Source organism: Candidatus Avelusimicrobium stercoris (genome assembly GCF_002437085.1).
Taxonomy (GTDB): domain Bacteria; phylum Elusimicrobiota; class Elusimicrobia; order Elusimicrobiales; family Elusimicrobiaceae; genus Avelusimicrobium; species Avelusimicrobium stercoris.
Window position 1 is genome coordinate 28,246 of the sequence record NZ_DJOA01000046.1, and the last position, 15,263, is coordinate 43,508.

At 37.9% G+C, this 15,263-nt stretch carries 11 protein-coding genes; 4 read left to right on the forward strand and 7 right to left on the reverse strand.

Features of this window, described 5'->3' with window-relative positions; all coding sequences use genetic code 11:
• Positions 1–166: 166 nt before the first annotated feature.
• The 3 genes from B2118_RS06660 to B2118_RS06670 form a co-directional block, all read right to left on the reverse strand.
• Positions 167–1,126 carry a hypothetical protein gene (locus tag B2118_RS06660; protein ID WP_428054388.1) on the reverse strand — a complete coding sequence of 320 codons (960 nt, stop codon included), beginning with the start codon at positions 1,124–1,126 and terminating at the stop codon, positions 167–169.
• A gap of 9 nt (positions 1,127–1,135) precedes the next feature.
• Positions 1,136–2,224, reverse strand: a complete 1,089-nt coding sequence (locus B2118_RS06665; protein ID WP_428054390.1) for a Fic family protein — start codon at positions 2,222–2,224, stop codon at positions 1,136–1,138.
• Between the two features lie 87 nt (positions 2,225–2,311).
• Complete coding sequence (locus tag B2118_RS06670) at positions 2,312–3,316, reverse strand: tyrosine-type recombinase/integrase (protein ID WP_428054392.1); 1,005 nt, start codon at positions 3,314–3,316, stop codon at positions 2,312–2,314.
• Between the two features lie 101 nt (positions 3,317–3,417).
• Here B2118_RS06670 and B2118_RS06675 point away from each other — a divergent pair, with 101 nt between their 5' ends.
• Positions 3,418–3,582 carry a hypothetical protein gene (locus tag B2118_RS06675; protein WP_428054394.1) on the forward strand — a complete coding sequence of 55 codons (165 nt, stop codon included), beginning with the start codon at positions 3,418–3,420 and terminating at the stop codon, positions 3,580–3,582.
• A 12-nt stretch (positions 3,583–3,594) separates the two neighbouring features.
• On the opposite strand, the gene B2118_RS06680 is transcribed toward B2118_RS06675, so the two are convergent.
• Complete coding sequence (locus B2118_RS06680) at positions 3,595–3,801, reverse strand: helix-turn-helix transcriptional regulator (RefSeq protein ID WP_428054396.1); 207 nt, start codon at positions 3,799–3,801, stop codon at positions 3,595–3,597.
• The gene (locus B2118_RS06685; protein WP_428054398.1) at positions 3,791–4,951 is read right to left on the reverse strand and encodes a hypothetical protein; all 1,161 of its coding nucleotides are present in this window, start codon (positions 4,949–4,951) and stop codon (positions 3,791–3,793) included. The genes B2118_RS06680 and B2118_RS06685 overlap by 11 nt, the downstream gene beginning before the upstream one ends.
• Positions 4,952–5,621: 670 nt before the next feature.
• Here B2118_RS06685 and B2118_RS06690 point away from each other — a divergent pair.
• From B2118_RS06690 to B2118_RS06700, 3 genes are read left to right on the forward strand one after another with little or no spacing between them, the layout of a single operon-like run.
• Positions 5,622–8,378, forward strand: coding sequence for an SNF2-related protein (locus B2118_RS06690; protein WP_428054400.1), 2,757 nt, complete (start codon positions 5,622–5,624; stop codon positions 8,376–8,378).
• 9 nt (positions 8,379–8,387) lie between these two features.
• Complete coding sequence (locus tag B2118_RS06695) at positions 8,388–11,261, forward strand: DNA methyltransferase (protein WP_428054402.1); 2,874 nt, start codon at positions 8,388–8,390, stop codon at positions 11,259–11,261.
• Positions 11,262–11,263: 2 nt separating this feature from the next.
• Positions 11,264–14,401 (forward strand): DEAD/DEAH box helicase family protein, encoded by a 3,138-nt coding sequence (locus tag B2118_RS06700; protein ID WP_428054404.1) that lies wholly within the window; start codon positions 11,264–11,266, stop codon positions 14,399–14,401.
• Positions 14,402–14,462: 61 nt separating this feature from the next.
• Here B2118_RS06700 and B2118_RS06705 read toward each other — a convergent pair whose 3' ends face one another.
• Together B2118_RS06705 and rmuC are read right to left on the reverse strand one after the other, a co-directional pair.
• Positions 14,463–14,975 carry a hypothetical protein gene (locus B2118_RS06705; protein ID WP_428054406.1) on the reverse strand — a complete coding sequence of 171 codons (513 nt, stop codon included), beginning with the start codon at positions 14,973–14,975 and terminating at the stop codon, positions 14,463–14,465.
• A gap of 1 nt (position 14,976) precedes the next feature.
• Positions 14,977–15,263 (reverse strand): DNA recombination protein RmuC (gene rmuC / locus B2118_RS06710; protein ID WP_428054408.1); only part of this gene is annotated, 287 nt, incomplete at its 5' end.

The following is a 15,263-nucleotide window of genomic DNA, read 5'->3' on the forward strand; positions in this document are numbered from 1 at the left end:
CGTGAGCTCGGGGAGTTTCATAAATGGTGCCCAGTATAGGGATTGAACCTATGACCTTTCCCATGTCAAGGGTGCAAATGAACTTTTATGCTTGATTCTCCGACGAGAAAATGCGTTAGCATTTGCCCCTTTTTACCATTGCCAAAATATTGCCAGTAACTAAAAATTAGCAGATTAGTTGCTGAGTCAATAAAATAATTTTTGCTTCCAATTGCTGTTTGAAATTTGTGATACTCTCCTTATTATTTGCCCAAGTAAAAATCTCTTGATGATTTACATCAAAATGGGGCTTCCTCGTCTTTGAATTAAATGCTGTTTTAGAACAAATATATAATACGGGAATACCTAATCCTTCCGCATAACCTGCTTCCCAATATGCTCCTTGATTGCCGTGGGTTAAATCGCAGATAAGCAAGCGACTTTTTTTAATTTCTACACGTAGTTTGTCATCAATTAAACTTTCTTCGCTAATTATTTCGTCCAATAATTTTAAATCAAAACCTAATTTCTGTGTTAGAGGTTTAAGGTGTGTATTAACAAAATGTTTGGCTTTATCTTCAAATTTCATAGCCATAAATATTTGTTTACTTGCAGGATTTCTCTCTTGTAAAGACTTGAAATACTCCCATCCTTTAAGAGAAAGTTTTACACTAATAAGGTTTTCTGAATGAATTGATTTTTGGCTAATATAATCAAATTCTTCTAGCGCTTGGATTAAAGCAAGAAAATTTTCTTCATTTATGATACCTGCCCAAGCATTCAATTGATAAGTTAAAACAGGGTCAAAATCTAAATTTTTACCTAAAAATTTGGAGCGTTCTCCTAAAAACAAAACCATATTATCAATTTGTTCTATTGGGGTTGGTAAGATATTTTCTTTTAAAACTTTTTCAAAATCAATAGGTTGACGATGGACTCCTGCATAGGAAATGAGATTAAACTTATGTGCAATGTGATAAGCGAGAACGGTCCAACAGTGTTGTTCTTGATTTTGATAATGTAGTTGAATATAATCCTTGCATTTTGACCAATTCAAGGAAAATCCTCCAAGACAGGGAAACCAAATATGTTCTCCAGTCACTTCGTGTGTTTCATGACAAAAAGGACATTCAAAAGTGTCATTCATAAAAACCTCTTATTGCTTGAGTTTATAATGTGTTGTTCTTCCAGCGCCAATTTGTTCTAAAATGCCGCGTTGTTGCAGGTCGGCTATATCACGGGAAGCAGTATCGTGAGAGCATTTACAGATTTTGGCCCACTTGGTACTGGTTAAATGACCTGTAAAACCATCAAACAGCATATTGAGCATCTTGTTTTGGCGGTCATTAAAAGTTTCGCCTTGATGCTGTTTCCAAAAGGTCGCTTTAGCCAGTATCGTTTTTAAAAGTTCTTCAGAATCTTTGATGGCCTTTTCTAACGTCTGTAAAAACCACTCCAGCCAGTCCGTAATATCCAAATCACCTTGTTGAGTAATTTCCAGTTGCTTATAATATTCCTTACGCTCTTTGGCGATTTGAGACGACATGGAATAAAACCGATTGGAAGAAGATTCGCTCCGTGCTAGTAATAATTCCGTTAAAGCGCGTGCAATCCGTCCGTTCCCATCGTCAAATGGGTGCAAAACAACAAACCATAAGTGAGTGATAGCGGCTTTGAGTACATTGTCCGTATTGTCATTATTAATAAAATGAAATAATTTATCCATCTCTCCGTCTAGTACATTAGCATCGGGGGCTTGGTAATGTACTTTTTCTTGTCCCATCGGGCCCGAAACAACCTGCATTGGGCCTAATTTATCATCGCGGTAATCACCCGCTTGAATCGTATAAAAACCACTCTTGCCATTAGGGAACATATGTTGATGCCACGCACATAAGCGAGCCTTGTTAATAGGAGCATCATAGTGTTGGATAGCATCTAACATCATTTCTACTGTACCTTCTACATCGCGGGCCACCGGAATATCCTCATTGGGTAGTCCCAAACGCCTAGCGATAGAGGAGCGAACTTGCGCTATATCTAACAGTTGGCCTTCAATTTGGTTGGATTTTAAAATTTCTTCTGTTAGCGTTTGAAGTAAGGCGTTATCCTGCATAGCAAACCCAATATTTTGCATTTTACCCAATAACAACCCTTGCGCCAATTTTACCTGTGCAAGTAAGGATAAAATCTTGGTTTCATTCCACATAAAGTGTGGCCAGTTTTTATTTTGGTAGATATACATAATTCACTCCCATGAAACTATTATAACATAAACTACGCATAAAATACGCAAAAAGTGCGTAGTTTGTGCGTAGATTAAATTTATCCACTATACAATACTAAGCGAAATCATCCCGTCCATTACCATCATTTTACTGGCGATTTCTCCTGTTTTGAACCGCAAATAGCGTTGTGTGGTGGTTATTTTGCTGTGCCCAAGGAGTCTTTGTAAATGCTCCAAAGTCCCGCCACGGTTTAGAAAATTAACTGCAAATGAATGCCGCATATCGTGTGGGCGGATATGGCCTATCCCGGCTTTTTCGGAAGCGTGATTGAGTTGGTATTTTAATTTGTCTTTAGTCACTTTTTCAAATACAAGTCCGCTTTTTTGCGGATTTAAGCCCTGCAATATTTGCGCAATATCTGCGGTTAGCCCCAAGGTGCGCGGGCGTTCGGTCTTTGTTTTAGGAATATAGATTGTTCGGTGTGTAAAATCAATATTTTCCCAGCGCAGGCCCAGCAATTCTTGCCGTCTAAGCCCTGTATAAAACCCAATGGTGACACAAGGGCGCACTTCATCGCTAATGAATGGCAAGAGTTTTTGAATCTCTTGTTCATTTATCGGGTGGGCTTCAAAGGGTTCTGCATCGCGTTGTTTTTTAACCTTCCGGCACGGATTAGGCCCGCTGTACTTGTCCCAGTCGTTTAAGCAATTAAAAAACTTGCTGATAATACCAAAATAACGGTCCGCATTTGCATAGGAAGTTTCTAGGGCCTTTTGATTGTAAAAACTTTGCACCTCTAATGGGGTTATTTCCTTTAGCGTATAGTTAGCAAAGTGGTCTAAAATTTTCTCAAACATTGCCATATAGGTTTGTTTAGAAGGTCGTAATTCTATGTGATGTTTGATAAACAGGGGAGCCATATCCTTAAATAACTGGCTTTCTTGCATTAAGCGTGGGTCATTTTTGGCTTTATAGAACTCATCCATACATTTTGCTAGTTCCTTTTTTGCGGCAGATTCATTCATAGCAACAATTCTGCGATGTCTTTTCCCCGTCTTATCATAACCATCAAGCACATAACGTCCTTTCTTATCTTGATAAATTTTCATATCAAATATTCTCCAATATTATAATATCATACTATATAATAATATATGATATTGTCAAGTATTATATTTTCATATCAAATCAAATTTGCTATTATCTATATATGCTAGAACAAGATAATCAACAAAAAATTAAAACGATAAGTTTTACGCTCCCTGAAGAACTTTTGAAACAAGCCAAAGATTATGCCTTTCGGGAAGACCGTAACTTATCTTCGGTTATTCGGTTAGCCCTGAAACGGTTCTTAGAGTCTGAGCAAGTGAAATAACCGAGTCTCTGCTTAAGAGTGCCCAAAGGAATCTTCTGTGGCTTCTTCCACCATTTGCTCTATTTTTGCCCGCTTAAAAAGCAATTTCCCAGATAACTTAACTATAGTTCCTTTGGGAAATTCCCCACGGGTCCTTTTTGAATAGATAGTAGCAGGGGAAAGATGTAAATAAGCGGCCACTTCGTTTACATCCATTAATGGACTTGCATTAGTTTGCATTGGCTGCGCCCTCCTGTTCATCATTTCCCTGTATTACAGGGATTTCAGGGGGTATAAAATTATCATTCTTATATCTCTGTAATGTTTCTATAATACTCTTCTCAGTAATATAATCTTTGGAATATAAAGACTCTAAGATAGTCTCTTTAAAAACTCTTTCTTCAGGCATTCTAGAAAGATTGAGTTTTTTAAGAAGATCCAAATGCTTTCTTGCATCTTTTTGTGAAGAGTGTTGTTTTAGGTATTTATAGTAATCAGCATAACCTAGAGTATTAAACTTACAAACAGCACCAAATAAGGCATTCCTTTTTTGTAAGCCATTGTGTTTTTTATGCTTATCACAGGATTGCTCTATAGATGCTAAGTTTTTTTCCATATCATTTTGAATTGTAAAGAAACCTTCTAATATACCAATCGTTCTATACTGTAAGATTTTGGAACATATCTCTCTATTAAATGCTGTTTCAAGCGTATTAGGGAGATAACTTTTGATGAGTTTTAGTTCATTATCAATAGATTTTTTGTCTTGCATTGCATACTCCAAATTAATCAAACAGCACCCGCTTTCTTGAAATAATGGTGCTAAATCTACAGGCATTCCGTTCCATTTTAGGGCTTCTGCTGTTTTGTCATATATTTTGATTCCTTTTTTCTGAAAATTAAAATGTACACACCACCCTTTCGACTCTTCATATACTGAATAACCTTTTCTAGATTTAGCAGGTTGGGGTATATTATGACAGCAAAGGAATCGTAGGACAGAGGAACTAATGGGAAAAATGATTGGTTTATTGACATCCCAACCGGATAAATAGTGGTTCCGTAGCACAGATTCATCAGTTAAAATGCCTGCATATTCCAATCTCTCTACTAGCAGGGATAAGAAACGTTCTAAGTCTTCTTCTTTGGTTTCGTAGATGTTTGTACCATATAAAAGCTTACTGGGACACACTTGTATTTCTACTCTTGTAATCCCTAGGTTATCAGCATATACATGAATGTTAGGCATATAATCATCCGAATCCTCGTGAATATACGGCTGTTTAAAAGCCTTCTTTTCGGCTTTATCTAAATAGGCGTGTCTGGCTTCTCTTTCTCTCATGGGAATAATTTGGAAGTCTCCTGTATTGGCATATAAGTTAATGTTCATTCCGTCATTTGACATTCTGGCACCTCTTCAATTGGTCTAATCATTTTTTATTCGTTTTATATTAGAGCAGGTGCAATTCTGGTGTCCTGCTCTATATAATAGGTAAACGTAAACCGAAGTTAGGTTTTGGGGATAAAAAATAATGTAAAATAATTAATTTAACATAATATTGCCTATAAACCCTGTATCAAAAACAAAGAAAATCTGATAATTTGAACGATGAACATTGGATTTCAAGGAATATCGTGTGAAACCTTTGTTCTTGTTGGTGTTATTCTCTAGCTAGTAAGTAAAGTGCAGGTGCAAAATATCCACAAGTTATTCAGGCAAATTAATATGAGGAACAGGCCAAAATGTGGTATCATAAGATTAAGTTTTAATGGGAGTTTTACAGTACAACCGCAGTTAGCGGTAAACTTACAATTTATACTGTTTTTTGGAATCCGATTTTAGGATACAACCTATACAGTAGGTGGTACTCAAACCAGAAAATAGTCGTATTAGGCACAAGAAACCGGACTAATTACCCGTGTTCTCTTCGTGTCAAATGCCTGTTATATAACAGGCTACGGCTGTTTGTTTATGTGTTTGAGTACCCATAGGCAGATTGGCCGTTTTTTATTGTCTTCTTGGGCGTTTGGGGCAATTGCACGGCTGGAATGAATGCAATATGCTATCAAACACACAGAAAAAATATTTTGCTTACGAATTAACGGTTTTAGAGAAAGACGGTAAATTAAATGGCATATCTCAAGCATTGCAAAATGCACAAGTGGACTTAAACCCGCACCAAATTGAAGCCGCTTCTTTTGCGCTCCACTCTCCGCTATCCAAGGGTGTTGTGTTGGCGGATGAAGTAGGGCTAGGTAAAACCATAGAAGCCGGCATTATACTCTGCCAGTATTGGGCAGAAATTAAACGGCACTTAATTATTATTTGTCCCGCTTCTTTGCGCGAACAATGGAAGGCGGAATTGGAAGAAAAGTTTAACCTTCCCGCCATTATTGTTGATTCAAAAAATTATTTTTCCGGAATATTTGCTCTGACAGATAAAATTATTATTATTTCTTACAATTTTGCGGCAAAATACGCCTTGGAATTGGTTAAAATATCTTGGAATTTAGCTGTACTGGACGAAGCGCACAAATTACGCAATGTATACAAAGAAAAAAATAAAATTGGGCAAGCCATCAAACAGGGTTTAAGGGAATGTCGTAAAGTTTTATTAACGGCTACACCTTTGCAAAATTCCTTAATGGAATTATACGGGTTGAGTTTACTGATTGACGAAAATATTTTTGGTAATGAAAAATCTTTTCGGGCACAGTATTCTTCCACTCGTACCCATTATGATGTACTCAAAGACCGATTGGCTACTTTTTGCCGCAGGACGTTGCGCAGTGATGTTTTAGAATACATCCGCTACACTAAACGGCGGGCGATTACATTTCCCTTTAATCCTTCTAAAAAAGAAGTAGAACTATATGAAAAAGTTTCAAAATTTCTGCAAAAAGACAGCCTTTATGCCATCCCTCATAGGCAGAAACATTTAATTTCTTTAATTTTGTATAAATTGTTGGCATCTTCCTCTGTTGCTATTTGTAATACGCTCTCCACTATGTTGGAACGCATGAAGAAATTAAAAGAGGGATTAAGCACGGCTACGGAAGATAAATTGCTGAATGACGAACTAATAGAAGCGGATATGGAAGATGAAATAGGTGAATCTTCCGATAAGGGGACCGCTGAGGGTATTGATACCCACATATTAGATAAAGAAATTGCTGAAATCCAAGAATATATTGCTTTGGCACAATCCATAGGTACGGACAGTAAAAGTGAGAAACTGCTAGATGCATTGCAAACAGGTTTTGTTGAAATGTCCAAAACGGGCGCGCCACAAAAGGCACTTATTTTTACGGAAAGCCGCCGTACCCAGCAATATTTATTTAATTTCCTTTCTGCTCACGGATACGCCCACAAAATTGTACTTTTCCATGGGGGAAACAAACTCCAACGCAACGAATTAATCCGCCAATTTAAGGAAGATGCCTCCATTATGATTGCTACGGAAGCCGGTGCGGAAGGCTTAAATATGCAGTTTTGCTCCTTGGTTATTAATTACGATTTACCTTGGAATCCGCAACGGGTGGAACAGCGTATCGGGCGTTGCCACCGCTACGGGCAAAAATATGATGTAGTAGTTATTAATTTTATTAACCAAAGCAATCAAGCAGATAAACGTGTTTTTGAACTTCTGTCTTCTAAATTCCGTTTGTTTGAAGGTGTTTTTGGTGCTTCGGATGAAATTTTAGGCAGTATTGAAGACGGCGTGGATTTTGAAAATAAGATTTTGGCTATTTATCAAACTTGCCGTACCCCAAACGAGATAAATGAGGCATTTGATGCGTTAAAAAAAGAAATGGAAACCAGCATTAATGTTAATATGCGCAAGACAAAGCAAGAACTATTGCGCAATTTTGATGCCGAGGTCCACCGCCGGTTAAGAGTTAATTTAGAAGAAACAAAAGTGCAACTGTCCGATAAACAGCAGCTTTTTTGGCGATTAGCAAAAGACATTCTAAAAAATGATGGGGTTTTTGATGAACAGGATTATTCTTTTACTTTGCAAAATGCAGCCTTGGGCAAATGTGGCAAATACTATTTTATACGCCAAGAAGATAAACACAGCGAAGTTATCCCCTCTTTTGTCTTGCGTCTTTCCGCACCGTTGGGGGAACATATTATACAGGTAGCCAAAAACATTGCTAATCCGCCTGAGGAAATAACATTTAACGTTTCTCACGCGGCCCGCCGGCATTTGTTTCTGGAGAAAATGCAACAAAATAACCAGTATGGCTGGGGTATTGCCACGCTGTTAACTATTAATAGTTTTGAAAAAGAAGAGTATTTGGTGCTAACCGGAATAGACAATTACCAAAAGGCCGTTGAGCCGGAAGTGATGGCGGCACTTTTGCGGTTGGAGCCGACGGAAATTAAAGAAGCGCAAGCTCCGCTTGCTATTGAAAAAGAAGCCCTATCCCAAGCGCAAGAGCATAGCCTTGCACAAGCAAAACACCGCTCCGAAGTGCGTAATATGGGTTTTTTTAAGGAAGAAAGCCAAAAAATAGAAAGTTTTTGTAATGACAAATTGTATATGGTGGAAAAGGAGTATACCGACGTTAGACAAAAAATCCATAGCTTAAATAAAGAAGTAGCAAATACCGAAGATTATGAACGCAGTTTGGCCATAGAGCAAGAGCTGTCCACTCTTACGGCCAAACGGCGCGTGCTTGCGCGTACGTTAGACGATATTGAAGATACTATTGAAATTGAACGCAAGCAACTGATAGATAATCTGCGCAAGCACCAGCAGGCTCGGATTGGTAATCAAAATTTATTTATTTTTAAGTGGAAGTTAAAATAGGAGAGGTTTATGACGGCTTTTGAGCAATTGCAGCAGAAACTGCACGAAATTTTCCAACTGGATAAGCGGGAACTGGATTTTGGCATTTACCGCATTATGAACCTAAAAGCGGATGAAATTGCGCATTTTATTGATAAAGATTTGCTATCTCAGGTAAAAACGGAATTGGCCGGTTATGCCGCACAAGAAAATAAAGATATTCAAGCAGAACTAAACCAAGCCCTTGAAACCGCCAAAAACCTAGGGGTAGACCCCGAAACCTCGCCCAAAGTGGTGGAATTAAGAAAAAAACTTGCTACGGCCGGTTCTGCCACTTCGGCGGAAATAGAAATTTACTCCCACTTATATAATTTTTTTAAGCGTTACTATTGCGAGGGGGATTTTATTTCCCAGCGGCGCTATAAAGATGGCGTTTATGCCTTGCCGTACGAGGGAGAAGAAGTTAAACTATACTGGGCCAATGCAGACCAGTATTACATCAAATCCGGCGAGAATTTTACCAATTATACTTTTAAGGTAGGACCACACACAATTCGCTTTGAAGTGGTAAATGCTACTACGGAACAAAATAATAATAAAGAAACCAAGGAACGTCGGTTCAATTTGGTAGCGGAAAATCCGGTCCGTATTGAAAATGGAGTATATATTGTGTCTTTTTCTTACTTGCCGGACCCGGAAAATAGAAAGCAAAATGAAATTAATGCTATTATTGGGCAGACCTTGCTAAACAACCCCATATTAACGCCTTGTAAAGCGCTTTTGGCTGCTATACCTGCCAAAAGTAAAATAAATGTTTTGGCCAAACACTTGAACACTTTTACCGAAAAAAACACTTCCGATTACTTTATCCACAAAAATTTGGGTAAATTTTTACGCCAAGAAATGGACTTTTACATTAAAAACGAAATAATGCACTTGGACGATATAGAGGCGGAAACAGCCCCCAAAGTGGAAAGTTATTTGGCAAAAGTAAAAGTATTCCGCAAAATTGCAGATAAAATTATCACTTTTTTGGCCAGTTTGGAAGACTTCCAAAAGAAACTGTGGCTTAAAAAGAAATTTGTTTTGGAAACCAACTATTGTATTACCTTGGACCGTGTCCCCGAAAAATTATATGCCGAAATTGCCACCAACGAGGCCCAACGCAAAGAATGGGTAAAACTGTTTGCCATTGACGAAATTGGGCAAGATACTACCCACACGGGATATAGTGAACCCTTAACGGTGGAGTTTTTGAAAGAGAACCCATTTTTGGTATTAGATACGGCTTTTTTTAGCGCGGAGTTTAAGTATGAGTTGCTTGCTTGTATTGATGATTTGGACAAAAATTGCAACGGCTTACTTATCCATAGTGAAAACTTCCAAGCATTAAACTTATTGCAAGAAAAGTACCGCGAAAAAGTGCAATGTATTTATATTGACCCGCCATTTAATACTGGAAATGATTTCTACTATAAAGATAGTTACCAAAATTCTTCTTGGTTGAGTTTAATGTATGACAGAATAAAAAAATCTACTACATTTCTTACGAAAGCAGGGAATTATTTCCTGCATTTAGATGAAAATGCTAATTGTTTTGGAAAAATGCTTTTAGGTAAAGTGTTTAATACGGGAGAAATTAAGGAAATTATTTATAATACCAACTCAACAAAAGATGAAGAGAATGATTTGTTTGGATACAAAAGTTTTGGCAATAATTTTGTTTTGAAACATCAAACAATTTTTCATATTCAATTCCCAGAATCTTTTTTTAGAAAACTTTGGAAGCCTAATCGGAATACAACGACGCTCCCTATTGGTTGGTTGGATCTGATTTCTGAAAGCAAGCATTATCAAGCTAAGAGTATATCCGATTTTAATTTCTATGTAGAAATGTGGAGCAATGGAGCTCTCATTAAAAAGCAAATAATAATAGACGAAAAAATATTTCCAATTAGTGATTTATGGAATGATATATTTTCATTTACTCAATCAGAAATGCGTGTTAGCGAAAGTTTTTCATTTTTAGCATCACAAAAGCCAGAAAATTTAATGAGAAGAATAATTCAATCTACGCTATTGCCTGAAGAACTTATTCTAGATTTTTTTGCTGGAAGTGGCACAACACTATCAGTTGCGCATAAGTTAAATAGACGCTGGCTTGGAGTGGAAATGGGGCGTTATTTTGAAACGACATATATTGATTTTGAAAAAAATGAAGAAAAAGTAGGTTTACTAGGGCGTTTGAAATACACCTTAAAGGGAGATAAACGTATCACATTTAACGAAATGGTCCGGCGGCCACATTTATCTAAAGATATTAATTGGAATGGTGGCGGATTTTTCAAATATATCCGTTTGGAATCTTACGAAGATACCTTGGATAATTTGGTCTTTACCGATCGGACACAAAATCAAGCAGACCTATTGCAAGATCCGACCCTTAAACAAGAGTATATGCTTAATTATATGCTCAACTTGGAAACCAAGGATTCCTTGCTAAATATCGCCAATTTTAACCAACCATTTGACTATCAAATGCGTATCACCCGCAACGGCGAAACTAAAACCGTTCCGGTGGATTTGGTAGAAACATTCAACTACCTTATTGGCTTGCAGGTGGAAAGTGTTCTCAAAATAGATAATATTTTGCGATTGGAGGGGCGTACCCGTACTGGGGAAAAGACCTTGGTTTTGTGGAGAGATACCACAAAAACAGATTACGAAGCCCTAAATAAGTGGTTCCAAGAACATTACGACAGTACAAAAACCTATGATTGGGACGTGATTTATGTAAATGGGGATAATAATTTGGAAAACGTCCGCACCGACAAAGAAACATGGAAAGTGCGCTCCTTGGAAAAAGAATTTTTGAAGCGTATGTTTGCTACGCAGGAAGCATAAATATGGCTAAAAGAAAAACGAATAAACAAAAAGTATCCCCCCGCTTTGAAGATTCTTTAATGCTTCATAAGTTTTTATTAAACTCCTTGGGATTTGCAGATTTTAGCAGTTTACGGGATACGCTTAAAGAAGCGCGAGAGGGGACGCAACCTGATGGTGTAAGTTATTTTTATAGTACCTTGGTTAATTCTTCCCATTTTCAACAAGCACGGGTGGATAAAGATATGCTCCTTGGGTATGATATGAATATTTTCCGCCATACCAAGGCCATACAGGGCAACCGTTCTGCCCCTATTTATTGGAAATACTTTCAATGGGCTTGTTTGCTGTTTGTAGAAATATATTTGGATAAACTATTTTCTAATAAGCAAGGGTTCCTTGATGAATTAAACGCTTTTAAGCACGAACACGCCGAATGGAACGAATTAGACGATTATACTGAGGCAGATTTACACAAAATAGCCATAGGCAATGCAACGGGCTCCGGCAAGACGCTGCTTATGCATATTAATATCTTACAGTATAGATATTATTTGGAAAAATTTAATTTACAAAATTCTATTAATAGAACCCTCTTAATTACCCCTAATGAGGGCCTGACCCGCCAACATTTGGCCAATTTGGAATTATCCCAAATAGAGGCAGAACCCTTTGACAAAACCGCAGGTGGCCTGTATGCAAAGGCAAAAGTACAAATTATAGACCTCAATAAAATAAAAGAAGAGGGGAAAGTAAAGACCGTTTCTGTGGATGCTTTTGAGAATAACAATTTGGTGCTTGTGGACGAAGTACATAAAGGCGCCAAAGGTGATGTGTGGAAAGATAATAGGGATAAATTATCCACAAATGGCTTTGCGTTTGAATACTCCGCCACCTTGGAGCAAGTGATACTATCCGCAACAAAAGATGATAAGCAAAACCTTACCAACGAATATGCCAAAAGTACCATTTTTTCTTACGCTTATAAATGGTTTTATACGGACGGCTATGGAAAGGATTACCGCATTTTGAACTTAGATAAAGAGCCAAACGAAAACGACCGAAAAGTGTACTTGACCGGGGCATTAGTAGGGTATTACCAGCAATTGCTGGTATGGAAAAATCCAACGCCGGAACGAACACAATTTAATATAGAAAAACCTTTGTGGGTGTTTGTAGGTGCTACCGTTACGGGTAAAAGCAAACAGCAAGTGTCCGACGTGATAGAAATATTGCTTTTTATTAAAGATTTTGTTTCCAATAAAAAAATGGCTGTGGAATATTTGAATCGGCTGTTTGCGGGCGGTTTCTTGGATGAAAATGGAAAAAATGTTTTTTCTAATGCGTTTAATTTTATTAAAGAAAGAGGGGAAACTCTGTATGATGATATAATGCGGGATGTTTTCCATAGTTCCGTAGGCAGCGGTGTTTTGCACCTAAAGGATTTGCGGGGCGCTAATGGGGAAATAACCTTGCAAATAGGCGAAAATACTGCCTTTGGTTTAATTAATGTAGGGGATACGGCTTCTTTAATAAAACTGTGCCAACAGCACGAATTGCTGGTAAGTGAACAAAATTTCACCGGAGTAATGTTTGATTCTATCAAAGATTCTGCCTCCCCCCTGAACATACTAATCGGTTCAAAAAAATTTACCGAGGGGTGGGATTGTTATAGAGTCAGCACCATGGGTCTAATGAATGTGGGTGTGAGCGAAGGTTCGGAAATTATCCAACTTTTTGGGCGGGGCGTACGCTTAAAAGGATATAAAAATTGCCTAAAACGGTTTTCTTGTTTGGGGCCTATTGAGGGGAGATTTCCCAATAGAGATGTAATAAAATGTTTGGAAACGCTAAACATTTTTGGTATTCGTTCCAATTATATGGAAACTTTTAGAAAGACATTAAAAAACGAGGGAATGCCTACGGATAATAAAGTGGAATTGATTATCCCTTGTGTAAAAAAATTGCCAAATCAAAAATTAAAAGTAGTGCGGATTAAAGGTAATCAGAGTTTTAAGAAAAATGGCAAGCCCCCGGAGTTATCCTATCTGCCCTATTTTGAAAAACACAAGGTACAACTGGATTGGTACCCCAAAATACAAGCCATTAGTAGCGCTGACATTGAAAAAAATATAGGAAACAGAGCCTTAAAAAAAGAAACCCACTGCTTGCAGGCCAAACATTTAGCTTTTATGGATTGGGACAAATTGTATTTGGATTTACAAGATTATAAGACCGAAAAACAATGGTATAATTTAAAGTTAAGTGTAGCAAGCATAAAAGATTTATTTGAACATAATAATTGGTACGCTTTGTACATCCCCAAAGAGGCGCTAGACATTACCTCTTTTGCTGTATTTGAACAAGTGTATGCCATTTGCTTGGCATTACTAAAAAAATATTGCGATAGGTTTTACTCTTTTAAGGAAGCAGATTGGAAAAAGGATAAACTGGAATATTGTGAAATTTCCGCTGATGACCGCAATTTAATAGATGAATATGTGGTTTCAGTGCGGGAATCGGAGCAAGATATTATCTTACAGATAAAAAACTTGCAAAAATTAATAAAAGAGGGAAAATTACAAGACTTTGACCTTAATTTGATGAGTGCTCTGTACTTTGATAAACACTTGTATAACCCCATTTTTGCAAATAAACCAAACAATGCGACGGAAAATAAAGATTTGCTTTCTATCACCCCAGTTGCTCTTAATGAGGGAGAGCGGCGTTTGGTATGCAATTTAAGAGATTTTTGCCAAAAACAACCGTCCATACTCCAAGGTAAAGAAATATATTTATTAAGAAATCAAAGTAAAACGGGCTTTGGATTTTTTGAAGAGGGCGGATTCTTTCCTGATTTTATATTATGGGTGATGGATGGAGAGCAGCAGCATGTTGTATTTATAGACCCTAAAGGTATAAGAAACCTAGACGGCCTGTCTGACCCTAAAATTACCTTTTATAAGAGAATAAAAGAAATAGAGGCGAAGCTAGCAGACCGTTCTATTTCATTGGAAAGTATTATTGTTTCTGTCACACCCCATAATAATATTCCGTGGGCTATTGATATAACGGAGGAAACCCTTGAAGAAAACCACATTTTCTTTCAGAAAGAAGATGATAGGACCTATATAGAAAAAATCTTCAAACTTGTAGTCTAAAAACTGTAAATGTATAAAACTCCCCTAGGAGGTGTTCGTGTGCCTAGGGGAGTTTTGAACTTTATTTTTTACCGCAGTGGATAAACGGCGGGCGGTACTTTTTGATACGCGGGGTTCGGACTGCCGGTGGGGGAAGTGTGGGCGTTTGCGCAGAAGTTATACTTTCTCTCAAATAGCGCAAATCACACTTCACTTTGTCTTGAAAATCCTTCATTTCCTCTTTTTGTTCCTGCTTGAAGGCTGCCCACTCTTGTTGCAGTAGCAACACTTCGCCGTAGGGCGAAATTTGCCGTGCAGAACCCTTTTCCCCGTTATCTTTCCCGCTGTCCACGGGAGCACGCTGTTGGCCTTGCGTTGCGCCAGTATTAGCGGTAGGAAGTGGCACCGCGTGGGCCAGCATAAAGGCCATATCTTCTTTGGCTTTATCCAAATTATGTTTCAACTCGTAATTAGCACTTTGCATTTGCAGATACTCTTCCCACGCGGGTTGTTTGACCCAATATTTCCTTGTCAAAAACATTACTCCCATACCGATAGCAAAACCGTATAAACACCATAACCAAATATTTGCCATATTAATCCTCGCTCTTGGGGGCGTCCGGTAAGGCTACGGCAGTCGTTTCGTCCTCTAAATAAGGTTTTACAGAGTTTTTGTGATTAATGCCCAGCCTTTCCAAATGCTCCGCCGCCCGAATAATGCCTTGCTTGCCTTGCAAAGCCGTATTGGCATCTTCATAGGCTTTATCAGCCGAGTTTAAGGCGTTTTTAATCCCGTCCATACGCTCCAAAAAGCGAAGTACCCGGGTGTGCATATCTGCCCCTGTTTTTAAGATGTCGTCCAACATTTTGCTGGTGCGTTCCA